This is a genomic window from Acinetobacter sp. LT1 (assembly GCF_059800965.1).
This window is the reverse complement of record NZ_JBBAXE010000004.1, coordinates 251699-269622: the sequence shown is the minus strand read 5'-3', so window position 1 is coordinate 269622 and position 17924 is coordinate 251699. Positions and strand designations below refer to the sequence as shown.

At 38.1% G+C, this 17924-nt stretch carries 17 protein-coding genes and 1 pseudogene; 9 read left to right on the top strand and 9 right to left on the bottom strand.

Features of this window, described 5'->3' with window-relative positions:
• Positions 1 to 380 precede the first annotated feature (380 nt).
• The 3 genes and pseudogenes from WBW42_RS05940 to WBW42_RS05930 all read right to left on the bottom strand — a co-directional run bounded on the left by WBW42_RS05940 (position 381) and on the right by WBW42_RS05930 (position 3217).
• Positions 381 to 1467: pseudogene (locus WBW42_RS05940) on the bottom strand (DUF6670 family protein).
• Between the two features lie 17 nt (positions 1468 to 1484).
• On the bottom strand, positions 1485 to 2318 hold the full coding sequence (pssA, locus tag WBW42_RS05935) for a CDP-diacylglycerol--serine O-phosphatidyltransferase (protein WP_002119541.1): 834 nt from the start codon (positions 2316 to 2318) through the stop codon (positions 1485 to 1487).
• A 41-nt stretch (positions 2319 to 2359) separates the two neighbouring features.
• Positions 2360 to 3217: a 23S rRNA (adenine(2030)-N(6))-methyltransferase RlmJ gene (locus WBW42_RS05930; protein ID WP_002119552.1), complete on the bottom strand. Its 858-nt coding sequence runs from the start codon at positions 3215 to 3217 to the stop codon at positions 2360 to 2362.
• Positions 3218 to 3334: 117 nt separating this feature from the next.
• Here WBW42_RS05930 and WBW42_RS05925 point away from each other — a divergent pair, with 117 nt between their 5' ends.
• Complete coding sequence (locus WBW42_RS05925) at positions 3335 to 3940, top strand: 2OG-Fe(II) oxygenase (RefSeq protein WP_014207717.1); 606 nt, start codon at positions 3335 to 3337, stop codon at positions 3938 to 3940.
• Positions 3941 to 4007: 67 nt separating this feature from the next.
• Positions 4008 to 4535, top strand: coding sequence for a hypothetical protein (locus WBW42_RS05920; RefSeq protein ID WP_002119538.1), 528 nt, complete (start codon positions 4008 to 4010; stop codon positions 4533 to 4535).
• A gap of 63 nt (positions 4536 to 4598) precedes the next feature.
• Here WBW42_RS05920 and WBW42_RS05915 read toward each other — a convergent pair whose 3' ends face one another.
• From WBW42_RS05915 to WBW42_RS05900, 4 genes are all read right to left on the bottom strand, one after another.
• Entirely contained in the window at positions 4599 to 4844 is a 246-nt protein-coding gene (locus WBW42_RS05915) for a DUF2789 family protein (protein ID WP_013196798.1), read from the bottom strand.
• Between the two features lie 172 nt (positions 4845 to 5016).
• Complete coding sequence (locus WBW42_RS05910; protein WP_002119517.1) at positions 5017 to 6003, bottom strand: malate dehydrogenase; 987 nt, start codon at positions 6001 to 6003, stop codon at positions 5017 to 5019.
• A gap of 211 nt (positions 6004 to 6214) precedes the next feature.
• A complete protein-coding gene (locus tag WBW42_RS05905) occupies positions 6215 to 6877 on the bottom strand; it encodes a ribonuclease T2 family protein (RefSeq protein WP_005804634.1) in 663 nt (220 codons plus the stop codon).
• A gap of 57 nt (positions 6878 to 6934) precedes the next feature.
• Positions 6935 to 8878, bottom strand: a complete 1944-nt coding sequence (locus tag WBW42_RS05900; RefSeq protein WP_032057396.1) for a lytic transglycosylase domain-containing protein — start codon at positions 8876 to 8878, stop codon at positions 6935 to 6937.
• Positions 8879 to 9165: 287 nt separating this feature from the next.
• Between WBW42_RS05900 and miaB the strand changes: the two genes are divergently transcribed.
• The 3 genes from miaB to ybeY are packed head-to-tail and all read left to right on the top strand — an operon-like array spanning position 9166 to position 12229.
• Positions 9166 to 10617, top strand: coding sequence for a tRNA (N6-isopentenyl adenosine(37)-C2)-methylthiotransferase MiaB (gene miaB / locus WBW42_RS05895; protein WP_002119558.1), 1452 nt, complete (start codon positions 9166 to 9168; stop codon positions 10615 to 10617).
• Between the two features lie 37 nt (positions 10618 to 10654).
• Positions 10655 to 11743, top strand: a complete 1089-nt coding sequence (locus tag WBW42_RS05890) for a PhoH family protein (RefSeq protein ID WP_002119513.1) — start codon at positions 10655 to 10657, stop codon at positions 11741 to 11743.
• Positions 11744 to 11752: 9 nt separating this feature from the next.
• Positions 11753 to 12229: an rRNA maturation RNase YbeY gene (gene ybeY / locus WBW42_RS05885; protein ID WP_017481656.1), complete on the top strand. Its 477-nt coding sequence runs from the start codon at positions 11753 to 11755 to the stop codon at positions 12227 to 12229.
• A gap of 51 nt (positions 12230 to 12280) precedes the next feature.
• Here the strand turns inward: ybeY and WBW42_RS05880 are convergent, their stop codons facing one another.
• On the bottom strand, positions 12281 to 13165 hold the full coding sequence (locus tag WBW42_RS05880; protein WP_032057394.1) for an energy transducer TonB: 885 nt from the start codon (positions 13163 to 13165) through the stop codon (positions 12281 to 12283).
• A 232-nt stretch (positions 13166 to 13397) separates the two neighbouring features.
• On the opposite strand from WBW42_RS05880, the gene WBW42_RS05875 reads away from it, so the two are divergent.
• From WBW42_RS05875 to WBW42_RS05865, 3 genes are all read left to right on the top strand, one after another.
• Positions 13398 to 14069: a hypothetical protein gene (locus WBW42_RS05875; RefSeq protein WP_032057392.1), complete on the top strand. Its 672-nt coding sequence runs from the start codon at positions 13398 to 13400 to the stop codon at positions 14067 to 14069.
• Positions 14070 to 14227: 158 nt separating this feature from the next.
• Positions 14228 to 14941: a DUF3108 domain-containing protein gene (locus tag WBW42_RS05870; protein ID WP_014207724.1), complete on the top strand. Its 714-nt coding sequence runs from the start codon at positions 14228 to 14230 to the stop codon at positions 14939 to 14941.
• 72 nt (positions 14942 to 15013) lie between these two features.
• Positions 15014 to 15589 carry a xanthine phosphoribosyltransferase gene (locus tag WBW42_RS05865; RefSeq protein ID WP_002119547.1) on the top strand — a complete coding sequence of 192 codons (576 nt, stop codon included), beginning with the start codon at positions 15014 to 15016 and terminating at the stop codon, positions 15587 to 15589.
• Positions 15590 to 15640: 51 nt separating this feature from the next.
• Here the strand turns inward: WBW42_RS05865 and wrbA are convergent, their stop codons facing one another.
• Positions 15641 to 16243 (bottom strand): NAD(P)H:quinone oxidoreductase, encoded by a 603-nt coding sequence (wrbA, locus tag WBW42_RS05860; RefSeq protein WP_005078299.1) that lies wholly within the window; start codon positions 16241 to 16243, stop codon positions 15641 to 15643.
• Positions 16244 to 16607: 364 nt separating this feature from the next.
• On the opposite strand from wrbA, the gene WBW42_RS05855 reads away from it, so the two are divergent.
• Positions 16608 to 17855, top strand: coding sequence for a YihY family inner membrane protein (locus WBW42_RS05855; RefSeq protein WP_284105161.1), 1248 nt, complete (start codon positions 16608 to 16610; stop codon positions 17853 to 17855).
• Positions 17856 to 17924: the final 69 nt, after the last annotated feature.

Sequence of the window (17924 nt, the reverse complement as noted above, 5' to 3'; positions counted from 1 at the left end):
ATTTCGCTCAAATAAACTTCGAGTAATTTAAACCAATCAATCAATGAAAATTATTTCGATTAATCAATCAGTAAAAATCCACACAAGTTGTTCTTCAATTCTCTTAATGATCTTCTTCCTGGTTCGTCACCAGCAAGCTAGGTCGGCTATATTACTCTTAATCTCTTAAAAGTCAACAGGTAATTTCGATATTTTTAAAACTTATCTCTCAAACCAACTTACCATCAAATTCATCACTTAAAGCAACCAACTTAATCACAAGTAACTGTTTTTCAACAAGTTTCTATCTGCATCACCGCCGATGGATGTGCATTATAGACCATCTCATCCCCTTTGCAATACCTTTTTTAATATTAGCGCAACAACAGTTCGCTTTTTAATCAAAAATGATAAAAATAGTCATTTTTTATATAAACATGGTTGTAAAAGCATCAATTTATCTAAAATTTTCTCGTCTTGATTCTTTTCTTGCCATCTAAGTGGACGACAATCAATATATTCACAGTACCCACCCTCTCCTTGCAAACACTGTTCATTCCAGCTTAATTGATATTGAAAGCTTCCCACATATCCCGCCGCCAAACCAAACTTATAGTCACCACGACTTTGTGCATAAAGTTCAAAAATTATTTTGCCATTTTTCTCACATTGCCAAGAAAACTCCCTAGGCAAGTACATCTCTTTACCATTCGGTGTTTTAACCTTTGGATAAACTCGGTGGATATGTAAATTTACGTCTTCTGTAAAACTTTCAACAGGCTTCCCAAATTCTTGAATATCTAATCTTGAACATAGAATGATATTCCACTGATTTCTTATTTGTAAGAATGTAAGCTGAGTCGTTTCATTTAAGTTAATAATTTGGCATGTATAGAAACATAAAGACAAGAACGGCAAATGCAAAGCTCGCGCGTGTTTAAATCGCCCCAACCCTTCAATTTGATATTTCTGTCCTTTATAAAAAATTTCCCCTTCACATACACATAGTGTTGACCAATAGTCAGAAACACCCCACTGCAAAGCAGAGGCATTAGATATATTTTCTGGAATCTGAATCGTAAGATCACACCCCATTTCCGAGTCTAATCGCTGAAGGCGAATCATAGGAATTTGCCATTGAATCAGGTCGGTTTTATCAAATTGATATAGCGTCGAATCAAACTGGCATTGGCGTCGAATAGAATATGTTTTTAAATGTCCCACACTATGTTGGCTATTACTTACAAGCACTGTTGCAGTGTCGATAGCTGAAGTTGTAATGCTGTGGGCGTTATAACACAGAGGAATACGTGGCTGCCCCACTAAACTAATATAATTAAAATAACGAAGTGGAGTTGGTAAATTTGGAAGGATCAAGCCTTGATAAACAATTTTAAAAAAGCCACGAGAAGGTTGATAAACAACCCCCTCTTTAGCATTAGGGCCCAGCTGCTGTAATTGATTAATTTCACTTATCAACTTAGGCATACTGAACCTCTTCTATTTTATGTTTTTAGTGTTTCATTACTCTTGCGTGCAAATAAAGTCGTAACAAAACCAGATAGAGCATAGATAATTGAAACTGTCAAAATGCCCATTGGAATATTATAAGTGATTGCTGCAAAAATCAGTACTACTGGCAACATAACTACAAAAGGAACGCGTTTACGATCCATCTGCTTGAAAGAATAATATTTAATATTGGAAATCATGAGTAATCCCACAATTACCATAAGAACAGCATTAATAGTTTGAATCGCAATATCACGTAAATCAAAAATGAAAGGATAATCGCGAGCAACCCAGACCAGTGAAATAATGATAATAGCAGCGAGTGGACTTGCAATGCCGATAAAATAACGTTTATCGACAACGCCTATTTGCACATTAAAACGCGCTAGTCGGAAGGCTGCGCAGGCTGTGTAAACAAAACAACAAGCCAGACCAATACGACCTAAATCATGCAAACTCCAGCTATACATCAGCATTGCTGGAGCTACACCAAAAGCTAACAAGTCTGAGAGAGAATCATATTGTTCGCCAAAAGCACTTTGTGCGCCAATCGCTCGAGCAACTCGACCATCTAAGCCATCTAATAGCGCTGCAATAAAAATGGCATAGATTGCTTGGTTAAAATCCCCATTCATACTTGCAATGATGGAATAGAAACCGGACAACAGAGCAGCGGTTGTAATTAAGTTAGGCCAAAGATAAATACCTCGGCGCTTCACTTTTTGTCCTTCTGGATTATCTTCTTCTTCAACCACTTCAAATGTAATCCCATCAAATGAATGTTCATTATGAGTTAAATCTTGCTCTGGTTTAGGCGCATTTGTCATTATTTTCTATTCCAAACATGTGCATTGATTTAAGTTAACTGTTACTCACCTACCAACCAGCGAACAGCAGCATGACCACCAGTTTCTTGCATGCGAAGATGCGGGAATAACCATTGTAGTGCTTGGTCTGCTTGCTCAGAGAACTGCCAAGGTGGGTTAATCACTAATAGACCACAACCATTTAGACCTACAGGGGTGTCATCTGGCCATACACAAATTTCACAAACTAACTGACGGCGGATGCCCGTTTTAAACATTTTCTTTTCAAAACGTTCAATCATCGCTCGGTCTTTGATTGGATACCAAACTGCAAAAACGCCTGTTGGCCATTTTTTATAAGCTTGTTGTAAAAGTTCAACTAATTGCGGAAAGTCTTTACGTTCTAATTCGTAAGGAGGGTCGATCATAACCAGACCGCGCTTTTCTTTTGGCGGAATTACGCCGAGCAAGCCCTCATATGCATCACGCTCATGTAAACCTGCACGTTTATCACGAATGTTATGACGTAATTGCTGAAATACATCGCGCTGCATTTCAAATATAGTCGCCTTGTCGATTTCACGCATGCCTTGCAGAGCGAACCAAGGAGAACCTGGATAGCTTCCCTTACCTTCTTCAGAACGCAATTGTTCGACTAACTTCAAATATTGTTGGATTGCTTCAGGTGCCTGACGCTTTTCCATTTCAGATAGTTGAACTAGACGATGAATGCCTGTGAGAAATTCTCCAGACTTTTGTGCAGGTGCCAGAGATAAATCATATTTGCCGGCCCCTCCATGCGTATCGATATAACGATAAGGTTTATCTTTAGCATTTAAACGGTTGAGAAGCTGTAGCAAAAGCACATGCTTCATAACATCTGCAAAGTTGCCCGCATGGAAATGGTGACGGTAATTCATGTTGACTTTAATTCCTCAATTCAACAAATAGTTTAACATGAAAAAAATATTCTTTCGTAAGGTTGTGATCATCTAAAATAGAGCTGCTTGATATTTTTACGATCTACTCGAGGTTATATGCGTTCTCACTCACTTCCTGATTCATGGAATTTGGATCAAATTTTAGATGATTTAAATGCGCATGGCTTTGCCATTATAAATCAAGCATATCCAGATCAATATCGCGCACAGGTTTCTCAAGAATGTAGCCATCATATGGATGAATTTAGAGAAGCAGGCATTCAAAACGGCGTTGTAAGCAATATTCGTAGCGACCATATTCTCTGGATTAATGATCAGCTCCCTATTGCTCAGCAACATATTGAAACCTTAACTTTATTTTCACAAAGTCTAAATCAAGCATTCTATTTAGGGATTAAAGAGGTTGAAGCTCATTTTGCCCGTTATAATTTGGGTGAATTTTATGCTTTACACCGAGACAATCCTCAACAAAAAAATGATCGTATTATCTCAACTGTCTATTATTTACATCCAGAATGGCAAGAAGATTGGGGGGGACAATTGCGACTACAAGATAAAAATGAGAAATGGCATATTGTTAATCCCGAACCCAATCGACTGGTAATATTCCAAAGCGATTTACTACATGAAGTATTAATTTCAAAACAGCAAAGACTCTCTATTACAGCTTGGCTTCGTAGCGGAAATTCTATTTGGGTTTAAAGGTTACTCTTTAAATTTGATAAATGAACCCGATATAAGAGCTATTGATTAAAAAAGGTGATGGCGTATGTCTATTGAAAGTAAAACAATTGTGAACCGAATTGGTGAAACAGACCAACTTTATTTGACTGAAAATACGCCTGAGCTTGCTTTAGAGCGTGCTGAGTTACGCATGCAACTTGTAGTATTAAGTCGTGTTCGCCAAGAACAACTTCATTTCTTACAAGAAGCTATTGTCTTGCTTGAACAAGCTCGCATGGAATATGAAGAAATGCCATTGAGCTTATATCTTAATTTGTCTTTACATTTAGCCAAAGCCTATATGCTTTACTTTGAACTAAATAAAGAAAAACGTTTTGCGTTGATTACTCAACAAATTTTGAAGCCATTAGCACATCATGAACATGCTGATATCTATTTCTTCTTGGCATATGCTTCAGCAGCACGACAAGAGTCAGCATTAACACGACATTGGTTAACTAAATATTTATCAACGTCTACATGTGATCTTGAATTGCTTCATGGCCAACCTGTATTTGACCTTGTACGTCATGAGCCATGGTATAAAGATAAATTAAAAGTAAAAACACATTAAACTCTTAATGCAATAAAGCCTGTTTTACGTATTACTTGTAAAACAGGCTTTATTTTTTTGAAATTATTTTTTCACACTGTCTTCATGCAGTTGTTCATTCAGTTCATCAATCACCACAATCCACTCATCATCTTTTTCCCAATGACTCTTCAAAAAATCGCTTTGGCCCTTTGACCAAAAAGACGCTTCATGTAATTTTTGCTCGGCTGGCAATTGATGTGTTTTGATAAAGTTTTCAATACTTGCTTCATCAGAAGCTAAACCCAACTGATCAAATAAAAGCTCTAAAGTCGGTTGCTGTTCAAACATTGTTATTCTCCTATAACTTCTTTTAAATCATCTATTAACTAATCTAACAATAAAACGTTTTTACTTGCATGATAGTGTCTATATTTTCTTGTTGCTTTTTGTGTTTGCTTTTTCAGAATTTAATAAAAAAGCACTCTAAAAGAGTGCTTTTTTAACTCATCAAGCTGATGAATTATTTTACCATGTCAGCAATTGCTGCACGTTCTTCTTCAAGCTCGTTTAGAGTGAAGTTGATACGCTCACGGCTGAATTCATCGATTTCTAAACCTTGAACGATTTTGTATTCACCGTTTTCAGTTGTAACAGGGAAACCGAACATAACGCCTTCAGGAATACCATAAGAACCATCAGATGGAATACCCATAGTTACCCATTTGCCGTTTGTACCAAGCGCCCAGTCACGCATATGGTCAATTGCAGCGTTAGCAGCAGAAGCAGCAGAAGACAAACCACGCGCTTCGATGATCGCAGCACCACGTTTACCAACAGTTGGAAGGAATACGTCTTTGTTCCAAGCTGGATCGTTGATTTTGTCTTTTAAGCTTTCGCCATTTGCAGTTGCAAAACGGTAATCAGCATACATTGTTGGAGAGTGGTTGCCCCAAACTGTTAAGTTTTCGATATCAGCAACTGCAACACCAGCTTTTTGAGCAACTTGAGTCAACGCACGGTTGTGGTCAAGACGCAACATCGCTGTGAAGTTTTTCGCTGGAAGATCTGGAGCAGATTTCATTGCGATGTAAGCGTTAGTGTTTGCAGGGTTACCTACAACTAATACTTTAACGTTACGGCTAGCAACTTCGTTTAATGCTTGACCTTGGCCGATGAAAATTTCACCGTTAACTTTTAACAAGTCAGCACGTTCCATACCAGGACCACGTGGACGAGAACCTACCAATAATGCGTAGTCAGCATCTTTAAATGCAACTTTCGGATCATCAGTCCCGATCATGCCAGCCAATAAAGGGAAAGCACAGTCATCAAGTTCCATCATTACGCCTTTAAGCGCTTGTTGTGCTTTTTCAACTGGAACTTCAAGCAATTGTAAAATAACAGGTTGATCTTTACCTAACATTTCACCGCTTGCGATACGGAATAATAAGCTGTAACCAATTTGACCTGCAGCGCCAGTCACGGCAACACGAACGGGTTGCTTCATGTAATTGTCTCCAATGAGTGTCCTTAATCGGGCTAAATAGGAATTCCATCTAACCAAATCATCATAAACGGCAAAGATTGTACTCTAAAGATTTGGCAGATGCATGTAAAAGCCACTCGTTTTCACCAAAAGTCTGATAGAAAATACAAATTAATCTTTACAAATAGATTCAATGTATGGTGAGCATTTCCTTACGAAATGTCTGTAATCTTTAATAACTACCTTTAATCATGATTTCACCAGGGCAATTCGATACCACATGATTTGCACACTGTTTATATTGGCCCTTTACCGTGTAACAAACTTTCACTTCCGTTAAGACCACATCCGAACGTGATAATTGACAACTAAAACGGATACCATTTTGAGGTAAGCTCGGATTAAGACGTACAAACTGCTGTCTTAACGCAGATTGCTGCATTTCAACATTTGTTGAACTTGTGAGACTGGCCGGAATTTTTAAACGTTCAGCGAAATTAATAACCGTACGGAAATATTGGCTTGCATTCATAGGAACGCATCCACCTACACTTTTCCATAGCTGTACACGAGCATTATTATCAGGCATAACCCGAGCTACGACTTTGGCTTGCAATGGAGATAAGGTTGCAGAACTGTCTGTTGAGCAGTTACTTTGGTTTGTTTCCGGCATAAGGCCTGTAATTGTCAGTGAATATCCTTCAAGACATTTACGTTGTTTTTGTTTAGAGGGATCTAATGCACATGCGGCAGGTGTCATTTGCACATGCATAACATACCCCTGTAAATTAACAGGTTCGGCATGTAAAACGGAACTCATCAATCCTACTCCCGCACAGATGAGCCACCATGCAAGTTGCAAAATTGAACGAAGTTCCAAATATCTATATTTCATTTAATTAAAACTTGAATATGCCAATTAAAAGAAGATCCATCATCAACCACCTTAAAGCTAAGGCGACGTACGCATTGGAATGACTTTCATACGCTGCGATAACGACTGGGCGCCTTGACCCAATATTACGCCGTAATGTGTTGCATTCGTCATAACGTGCTTGACATAGTCTCTGGTTTCTAACAATGGAATTGTCTCAGTATATTGGTCAGCCGAAATTGATTGATAGTCCGGCTGCCAACGTCTAGCCCGATTAGGCCCCGCATTATAACCTGCTGTCGCCAAAACAGGGTTATTGCTTAATTGTCCCTGAATCATCGACAAATAAAATGTTCCATATCGAATATTGGTATTCATTTCATTTAATGCAGCCGGATTATAAGTTTCACCCATTTGACGTGCAATCAACTTCGCTGTATCAGGCATAATTTGCATAAGACCGCCCGCCCCAACGTGAGAACGCGCAGAAGTAACAAACCGACTTTCTTGACGCATTAAACCATAAGCCCATGCGGGGTCAATTCCTGCATTGTAACTATGGCTTACGACATTAGTCTTATGAGGAGTCACATAGCGATAAGTATCATTATGCTTATTTGTTGTACGATCTGCTGCATAAATTGCACGGTCATACCAGCCCATGTCATGAGCACGCTTTGCCGCAGCTAAAAGTAAACCGTCATCATGCTGAAGATATGCTTGACGAACTGCCCAATTCCACTCTCGATTCGTGTAAGTTGGATTTGCATTAATACGTCTTAAAGTAAAAGCACGATTAAAGTGAATATTCTGATCTAAACGTCTTAAATCACTTGCCGTTGGCTGATCATCATAAGGTTGATGGTTATAACGTTCACCTAAGCGATCTTTTGCTAAAAGGTTATGATAGTCATCACCAGCCTGAGCCAGTTTTCTATAAATTTGTTGCGCTGTTGCTTTAGAAGCACTATCTCCACGCTGCTCTGATGCCCGAGCAAGCCAATATTGCCAGCGATCTTCTTGTTTTTGGGTTACCGTCATACTATCAATAGCGCGAATTAAACTTTCCCACGCCCCAAAACGAATCGCCTGGCGCGCATAAATTTCAGCTTCTTCCGGACTTAATGGATAACCATAACTTGCATCAAAGTATTGAAGAACTTCACGATTAAAATTATTTTTCATTACCGTGGTGCCACCAATATAGGCTACCGTACGATATAAATATTTTTGTACATTTTGTGGCGTACCTTGGGCAACACGCTGCACATTTGAAAAAGCATTACTTAAGTCATTATTAGCTAAACGCCCTAACGCAAAAATCAAATAAGCATAATCTGCATCATTTGTCTTAGGCGCACTCCATAAATAGTTAAGTGGGTTAGCCTGAATTTGGTTAAGCTGAGCCAAAGACAAATTCAAACCCAAAGTCTGTGCTGTAGCAAGCGCTTGCCCAGACAGACCTGAACGCAACTGCACCCATAGACGTTGTTGTTTATCTTGTGCGCTCATTAAAGGGCTAGATAACATCATGCGCCCTAAACCCAAGCAAGATTCTGGTTGTGACTCAGTTGCTAACCAAACATCTTTATATTCAGCAAAAACTAATGCATCACCGCTTTTCGCCCGCACCTGTGCCAAAGCACAATTTTCGGCTTGGTCAGGGTTGGTGACATAAGATAAGACGGGTTGTGCAGATGCAAAGTCAGCTTGTTTAACTTTTTCTTCAACATAATCGGCTGCTAATTTTTCAGCCATTGCTGATTGTGGATAGCGTTGAGCAAAGCTTACGATAGAGGCAGTAGGTTGAAAGCCAAGGTTTGTATTAAGTTTCCAATATTCTGGGTAATATCCCAACACATCATTTTGCATAGCAAGCTGATATTGGTCTAATAACGCAGTATTACCACTATTTGCAGCATTTAGTGCATCATTAAACTGCTCTTCGGCAGCATAGGTAAATGAACAACCAAGTAAACACATAGCTCCTAACCAGCTACGATGCATATATTTATTTTTCATTACACGACTATGGATTGATGAGCTCTTTCTACTTGGTCTCATATATGTGCTAAACCCTGACTATTCACCTTCAACGCATAGTTTAATTATTCTTCGTGCTTTCTTTTGTTGTGTTATGTAACTCTATGATTCAACATCATTAAAATTCGCCTAATTTACTTCACAAAAACTGTGTCATGTTCTGAAAGTTTACTGTTATCGGTTCAGCTCAAATACTGCTATAATAGATGGTTTGACCCATTTTGGGCCAATTTATTCTTTTTTAGATCGATCTGTTAGGAGCCTGCATGACGGTTCAAACCTTCATTCCCAATGGTGCCAAAGCTGCCTCAGAAAACACTGTTACCCAGCCAACGCACACCACTGATGTTTCAATAAAAAAACTTTATATTGAAACTCAAGGGTGTCAGATGAATGAGTATGACAGTCACCGTATGGCAGACCTTTTAGGGGATTCTCACGGCTACGTTTTAACGACCAACCCTAATGAAGCAGACATTCTGCTCATGAATACGTGTTCTATTCGTGAAAAAGCGCAGGAAAAAGTATTTAGTGAATTAGGCCGCTGGCGTAAACTCAAAGACAAAAACCCTGATCTTGTGATTGGTGTGGGTGGGTGTGTTGCATCTCAAGAAGGTGACAACATTCAAAAACGTGCGCCTTATGTAGACATGATTTTTGGTCCACAAACATTACACCGTTTACCGCAAATGCTTGATCAACATAATGCTCAAGTAGAAAAACCTAAAAAAGATAAAATCAAACTGGTTGATATTTCTTTCCCAGATATTGAAAAATTCGACTTTTTACCCGAACCACGTGTAGAAGGCTTTAAAGCATTCGTTTCTATTATGGAAGGCTGCTCTAAATACTGTTCTTTCTGTGTAGTTCCTTACACACGAGGTGAAGAAGTTTCTCGTCCATTAGATGATGTACTTGCAGAAATTGCAGGTCTTGCGGAAAAAGGTGTCCGTGAAATTTCACTTCTGGGTCAGAATGTAAATGGATATCGCGGAGAAACCTTTGAAGGTGGCATCTGTACCTTCCCTGAATTGTTACGACTCGTTGCAGAAATTCCAGGTATTGGACGTTTACGTTATACAACATCGCACCCACTTGAGTTCTCTGACGAGCTAATTCAGTGTTATGAAGATTTACCTCAAATGGTGTCGCATTTACACTTACCTGTTCAAAGTGGATCAAATGATGTTTTACAGGCAATGAAGCGAAATCATACGATTGATGTTTATATCGACAAGATTGCCAAATTAAGAAAAATACGTCCTGATATGCACTTATCGAGTGACTTTATTATTGGTTTCCCTGGTGAAACTGATGAAAACTTTGCCGAAACACTTCAATTTATCAAAGACTTAGATTTTGATCATTCATATAGCTTTGTTTATTCAAAACGTCCAGGTACACCTGCATCAGACTTGCCTGATACTACGCCTGAACACGTTAAAAAAGAGCGTTTAGCTCAAGTTCAAAAAGTGATTAAACAATCTAGCATTGAAAAAACTGATGCAATGCTTGGCAAAATTGAACGTGTTCTTATTGAAAAAGTTTCGGACCAAGACCCTAATATTTTACTAGGCACAGCCGATAATACACGTCTAGTCACTTTTGTAGGTGATGCTTCTTGGGTAGGTCGTTTTGCAGAGATCGAGATTACTGAAATTAAAACTTTAAATTTAGTTTACGGTGAGCTCTTGAATCTTGAGCCTGACGTGGCGTAATGTAGAGGTATTCTAAAGTCTACTGAAAGGTTTTCTCTTGACTGCAGCGATTCGACGTACCGTAACATTTCCTGAAATTTCAATGGAACGTTTAAAGAGCATCTTGGGTGCCTATAATGGGCACCTTAAGCAAATTGAACAGCGTTTAGATGTCAAAATTACTCATCGTGGAGATGTTTTTCATATCGATGGTGAGATAGATGCTGTTGGGAGAGCCGAAGCATTATTGCAACGACTCTACGAAGAGTCTGAGGTATCCCAGCAAATCAGTGCAGATCTGTTGCATCTGTTAATTCAATCTTCTCAAACTGAACGTAATTTCGAGTTAGTTGGAGAAGAAATGGATGAACATGATGCACCAATGGATGTCTATTTCCAAACTCGAAAAGGCCGTATTAACCCACGTGGTGCCAATCAAAAACGCTACGTACAACGTATTTTGCAAAGCGATATTTCTTTTGGTGTTGGCCCTGCGGGTACAGGTAAAACCTATTTAGCAGTTGCCGCCGCAGTAGATATGCTCGAACGTAATGAAATCCAACGGATTTTACTTGTACGTCCTGCTGTAGAAGCTGGAGAAAAGCTAGGTTTCTTACCGGGTGATTTAACTCAGAAAATCGACCCATACCTACGCCCTCTTTACGATGCTCTTTACGAAATGCTCGGCTTCGAAAAAGTTGCCAAGTTAATCGAGCGTCAAGTGATTGAAGTTGCACCTCTTGCATATATGCGTGGTCGCACACTTAACCATTCATTTGTAATTTTGGATGAAGCCCAAAACACAACGCCAGAACAAATGAAAATGTTCTTGACCCGTTTAGGTTTTGGTTCTCGTGCAGTGATTACAGGTGATATTACCCAAGTAGATTTACCTCGAGGCCAACAATCTGGTTTGGCACATGCACTACGTGTACTCGAGAACATTAAAGAAATTCATATTACCCGTTTCCATTCCCGTGACGTTGTACGTCATCAACTTGTTCAAAAAATTGTTGAAGCGTATGAAGGTTGGGATGGTGAACAACAGCGTCTTAATGCTGAAGCACGTGCTGAACGTAAAGCACGTCAAGAAGCATTAGTTGCTGAAAACGATACAGCAGCAGACTTGCAACATCAGGATGCTTAAGGATTCATTTTGAAAATCAGTTTAAGTTTACAACAAGACTTTCAATCACCTGAGTTAGAGCTCAAACGAGCTCAACTCAAAAAAATTATTGAGACAACTTTACGCCACGTTGGTTATAAAGAAGATTGTGAAATTGGGGTTGCTTGCGTTGATCTGGAAGAAAGCCAGCAACTCAATTTGCAATACCGAGAAAAAGATAAACCAACTAATGTTTTATCTTTCCCAAGTGATATTCCAGAAGAAGTTTTACCAATGCTAGATGCCTTACCTCTAGGTGATTTAGTTATTTGTATTCCAGTGGTATTACAAGAAGCATTAGAACAGAAAAAAACTGCCCAAAATCATTTTGCACATCTATTAGTACATGGTGTTTTACATTTGCTTGGCTATGACCATGAAACTAGTGATGAAGATGCAGAAGAAATGGAAGGCTTAGAAATTGAAATTTTAGCAAAACTCAATATTGCTAACCCTTATCAGGAATAATGTGATTATTAGTAAAATGTGGATATCCTAAAAGTTATCCACATTTTTTAATTAGTGAACCTCAAATTCAGCTTCAGCTGGGTCAAAACGCCAAGTACGTACAATACGTAACTCCGAAATATCTTTCATGTTGGCATCAAAATGTCCAAATGGTGCACCGCGACGTACTGAAGACTTAGCAGCTTCATCTAGTATTGAATGCCCTGAGCTTTCAAGCAGACGGATTGCACGAATTCCGCCTTGAGCATTCAAAATAACCATTAAACGCACTTCACCTCTTAGCTGTTGCTGTTTGGCTTCTTCAGGGTAATAGCGATTACCGTAAAGCTCTACTTTTTCACGAAATTTATCTAAATAAATAGCTGAAGCATCTTTCTTTGCTTGAATACCATCTACTGTTTTAATTTTTTGCTGACGGCTGAAATCTTGTTGGCGTTGCAAATATTGTGCTTCAAGGCTTGCAACCATGGCAGCTTTTGCTTGAAATTGACTTTGTAGTTGTTCTAGTTCTTTTTTTCTTTGGCTTGCGTCCGCTTGTTTCTGCCAACTCAAAACCGTCATTAAAACTTTTTCTTCAAATTTAAGCTCTCTTTGTTGATGAATCTTTTGCAAACTTTCTAACTCAGTATCTCCAGTTGAAGCATCATTGAGCCTCGGATTTGGAGTATCACTAGAAGTCCGATGAGCTTCACGAAAGGCGCCCGAGCCTTGCTGATCTGCTTGTGCCAAAAAATCTGCCTGATGAACTGGCTCATTGCTTGGCCGAATTGAAATTGCAATTTCTTTAGTAGATTGCTCTGAGGGGCTAGGCATGGCAAAGTGAATGAGCAATACAAAAATATGCAGTAAGATTGCCAATATTGTTGCGGCAATAAAGACTCGGTCTTGCCACCAATGATGAAAAGGCTCTATGGATAAACTTCTTTTGTTCAACATAATCTTAAAAGCATATAAATGCCTTTTCCCCAAGGTTTAATACCGAATAAAATACAAACTGATATTCAAATATGGATAAAAGTGTGATTCACTTCAAATATAGGGTTTTATCCATTTTCATTTTGTCAAAATGTATCAAGTAAATTTGCTACACTGCAATATCAAAACCCGTTTTTTATCATAATAAAGATTGTGTGGGCTCTTTAGTAAATTATCTTCTGGAAGTTCTTTTATGCAAACGCTATTTTCCTCATTAGTCAGACGCCTTCAAAAAGTCTATAAAAAAGCAGAAGCATTCATTGAGGAAGAAAGAGATTTTACATTATCGCAAACCTTTCTGAATGCTACTTTGCAACGTTATGTCACCAATAATGTTGAGTTTTTAGATGACCTGCATGCAGATCTTTATCATGACTGGTTAAGGTTATATGCAACCATGCATGTAAAAGGTTTAGAAACCACACTATCGGTTGATTTAAAACTGATCCAGATGGAATTTAATAAAGAACAACAACTTTTAGTTTTTGAACAAATTAGCAATACACAAATTATTGAAGCGAAATATAAAAACTTTTGGCAAAAGATCGCCGTAAAAGCCGCAGTTTTTTATTACCATAAAATTTTGAAAAAAGACCCTTTGGGAATGATTCTTGAACGTTTTAATGTAGCAGAAGAACGCGATGAACTCATTTTTCTTGATCTCAACCGTTGGTTTGGCAAAAAAGCCAGCATCATCGAAACATTAGGCAAAGTACATATAAATTACGCACGAGTGCGTGAAGCTGAGTTAGTTGTATTTGGAAATGTGAATTTAGCAGCCTTACTTTCTCGTGATCAGGACGACGATTTTGAAGAAGAATTCACAGATTCTGAAATAACGCCAATTCAGCAAAAAAATGAGTAAACGGTTTATAAATGAAGATGAACTAACTGCCAAAAAACACAAATAGATTACACATTTAGCATAAATCCTGATTTTTTCTCCATGATCAACAGGCATAATATGTTTAAGTTACAGATGCATCAGCACTGACTTTTTAGTCTGTACAAGGATATTTACTTATGGCAACAAAATTTCTGAAATCATTTGGCATCGCAACAGGTATTTCAACAACTTTGCTTTTTGCAGGCTTCTCAAGCCATGCACTTGCCATGAGCCCATTTCAGGCGAATTATCAGTTTACTTACAATAATAAAGGTATGGGATCAGCTACACGTGCCTTAAGCCAGCAAGGTAATAACTGGACTTATAAATTCACTGCAAAAGCAGGCGGAATTGCGTCCGCAAGTGAAACAAGTAAATTTAGTTTCACCAATGGTAAAATTGGGTCTCAAAGTTTTAGCCGTACCAGCAAAATTTTGATTCATAACAACACCATGAGTATTAACTTTAATCCAAATAGCAAAACTATCTCTACCAAGAAAGATGATAAAGCTCGTTCATTTGCTTGGCAGGCAGGCGTCCTTGATGAGTTAAACGCAGAGTTACAACTGCGTGAAGATTTAAAGAATGGTTCACTGAAGACCTCTTATCCACTTGCAGATGCAAAAGAAGTTGAAAATCGTCGATTTGTAAAACAAGGTAATGAGAAAATTAAAACCTCTTATGGAACATTCGATACCATTAAAGTGGTTTTACAACACAACAAACCTGAACGCAGTACAATCTTTTGGTTAGCTCCGAAATTAGATTATTTACCAGTTAAAGTCAGTCATATTGATGGTAAAACTTCTTATGGATTGTTATTAACAAGTTATACAGGTAAGACGAATTAAAGCTTGCATTTTTTTGGATGCTTTTTAAAATACGCATTTGCTTTAAAAAGCATCCGTCTAGAGGATTCTCCCGTGCACGCACTAGAACAGAAAATCTTAACAGAAGGTATCGTTCTATCTGATCAAGTCTTGAAAGTCGACGCTTTCTTAAACCACCAAATTGATCCTGTATTAATGCAGCAGATTGGTAAAGAATTTGCCGCTCGCTTTAAAGATGCAGGGATTACCAAGATTATTACCATTGAAGCATCAGGTATTGCACCTGCAATCATGGCAGGTTTAGAACTTGGTGTACCTGTAATTTTTGCTCGCAAATATCAGTCATTGACCTTAAAAGATGACTTATATCGCTCTAAAGTATTTAGTTTTACTAAACAAACTGAAAGCACGATTGCGATTTCAAATAAACATCTTCATTCAACTGATAAAGCATTAGTTATTGATGACTTCTTGGCAAATGGTCAAGCAGCATTAGGCCTGATTGATTTAATTCACCAAGCAAATGCAGAAGTTGTAGGTGTGGGTATTGTGATTGAGAAATCATTCCAACCAGGTCGTGATTTATTGCTTGAAAAAGGCTACCGCGTTGAATCATTAGCACGTGTACACTCTCTTACAGATGGCAAAGTTACTTTTGTAAAAGAATAAGATGTACACCTAAAAAAGAGCGGATATCCGCTCTTTTTTATTTGCTCAAAACTAAACTAAAAGCTTTTTGGCAACCTCTCCTAAACGTTTGCCTTGAGCTTCACACAAAATCTTTTCATCCTGACTTAAGTTTTGGTCATGACGCGGTCCACTTACATGGCTTGCGCCATAAGGTGTTCCCCCTGTTTTAGTATTAGATAAGGCTGGAATTGCATTAGGTAATCCCAAAATCATCATGCCATGATGAAATAACGGCGGTAGCATAGTGAGTAAAGTACTTTCCTGCCCACCATGCATTGAACCAGAAGAAGTAAAAACGCAAGCAGGTTTATTATGTAATGCCCCATTGAGCCAAAGACTGGTTGTTTGATCCCAAAAATATTTCATTTCACTTGCCATATTGCCAAAACGGGTTGGAGAACCTAACGCTAAACCTGAACAATTCGCTAGATCATCTAACGTACAATAGATATCACCTTCTTCCGGAATGCTTGGCTCGGCTATTGTGACAGCTGGAGCAATATTTGGTACTGTCCGAATTTTCACTGACATACCCGCAGACTCAACACCGTTGGCAATTAAATGAGCCATTTCTTTAGTAGAACCATATTTGCTGTAATAGAGTACAAGAATGTAAGGTTGCATCGGTTTCATAAATTTTGTTAAAAAGAACACTATACGGGATTTTTTATTTTTTTGGCGCAACCAATTTTATGAAATTCTAGAGGTGATTGATGGTGCAATACAAAAGATAACACGAGCAAATTTCTCGGACTCATCGAGTAAAAAGTTTATCTACTTTTGGTAAACCCTTGCTTAGACAACAGAAAGCCTACTTTGTTGAAAAAAGTTTATGGCTACAATTATTCTTTCTATAGCACATAGTAAACTTACAGAACGACTTTAATTCTATAAGTTATTATTTCGCTTTAATCTACGATTTGAGTTCTTAAGCTCATACTTTGATAAGCTATCAATCGCCCAAGATGATGATTAAAAAAATCGGGATAGACGACGCATGTTACAACGTTTTTTAAGTAAGCTTCCTTTTTATAATAAAACCTGGTTTCAGTTCGTTTTATATGTATTTAAGCGTTTTGAAGCTGATCGGTGCCGTGAACAAGCTGGCTCTCTCACCTATACAACGCTATTCGCAGTTGTGCCGATGTTAACGGTTTTTTTAGTAATTATTTCTTCAATCAAAGCGTTAGAACCCGCAAGACAACAGCTGCAACATTTAATCTATAGTAATTTTTTACCGAAGAGCACGATCGCATTTGATAAAGCGCTAAATGCTTTTACAGAAAAATCTAGCAACTTAACCGTTATTGGTGTGATTTTTTTATTCGTTACTACTGTCTTAATGCTGACCTCAATTGAAACCGTCTTTAACCGTATTTGGCGTGTAAAAGAAACTCGTAGTGGCATTATGGGCTTTATGCGCTATTGGACAATCATCTCTTTAGGTCCGATTATTTTAGGCAGTGCATTTGTTATTTCATCAACAGTTGCATCGATGAACTTATTAAGCAATAACTTCACAGGTTATCAACTTGATGGCGCATTTCTACTCTGGCTAATTTCTTTTGTACTCACTATTTTGGGTTTCTTCATTTTATATTGGACCATTCCCAATCGTACAGTCCCAGTTTATGCAGCAGGAATAGCGGCGTGTTTAAGTGCTGTACTGTTCGAAATACTCAAAAATTTCTTTAGCTTTGTGATGTCAAATTTCACTAGTTATGAAATTATTTATGGTGCATTTGCAGCAGTGCCAATTTTCCTTCTATGGATCTTTCTTTCATGGAACATTATTTTACTTGGTGTAGAAGTAAGTTTTGCTCTAACTGCTTTTCACTCGGGTAAAGAGCAGAAACGTCATCCTGTTTTAATGCTATTAGATATTCTCGAGCTGTTTTATAAAAAACAGAAACTCGGTGAAAGTGTAAGTGACAAAGAAGCTTTAGAAATTTTAGGTCGTGGAGAGATTGGCCGCTGGCCAGCTTATGTACTTTTGCTTGAAGAGCAAAATTTGGTTAAACGTACCGATAAAGATGAATATGTTCTCGCGCGCAATTTATCCCAAGTTGACTTCTGGAGCTTTTTCACTGCTCTTCCATACCCTCTGCCATTACGTGAAGATGTTCTAAATGTACACGATGACGATGAATGGATGGAAAAAATAGGACCTGCCTTGGTCGAATCTAATGATTATTTAGCAGCAAAACTTTCTATTCCGCTCTCAACAATTTTTGAAGAGAAATAAGAAAGTAAAACTACTTAATAGTATAGAAACTCTTTCCTACCCAATAAAAAACCCTATTATTAAAAAAAA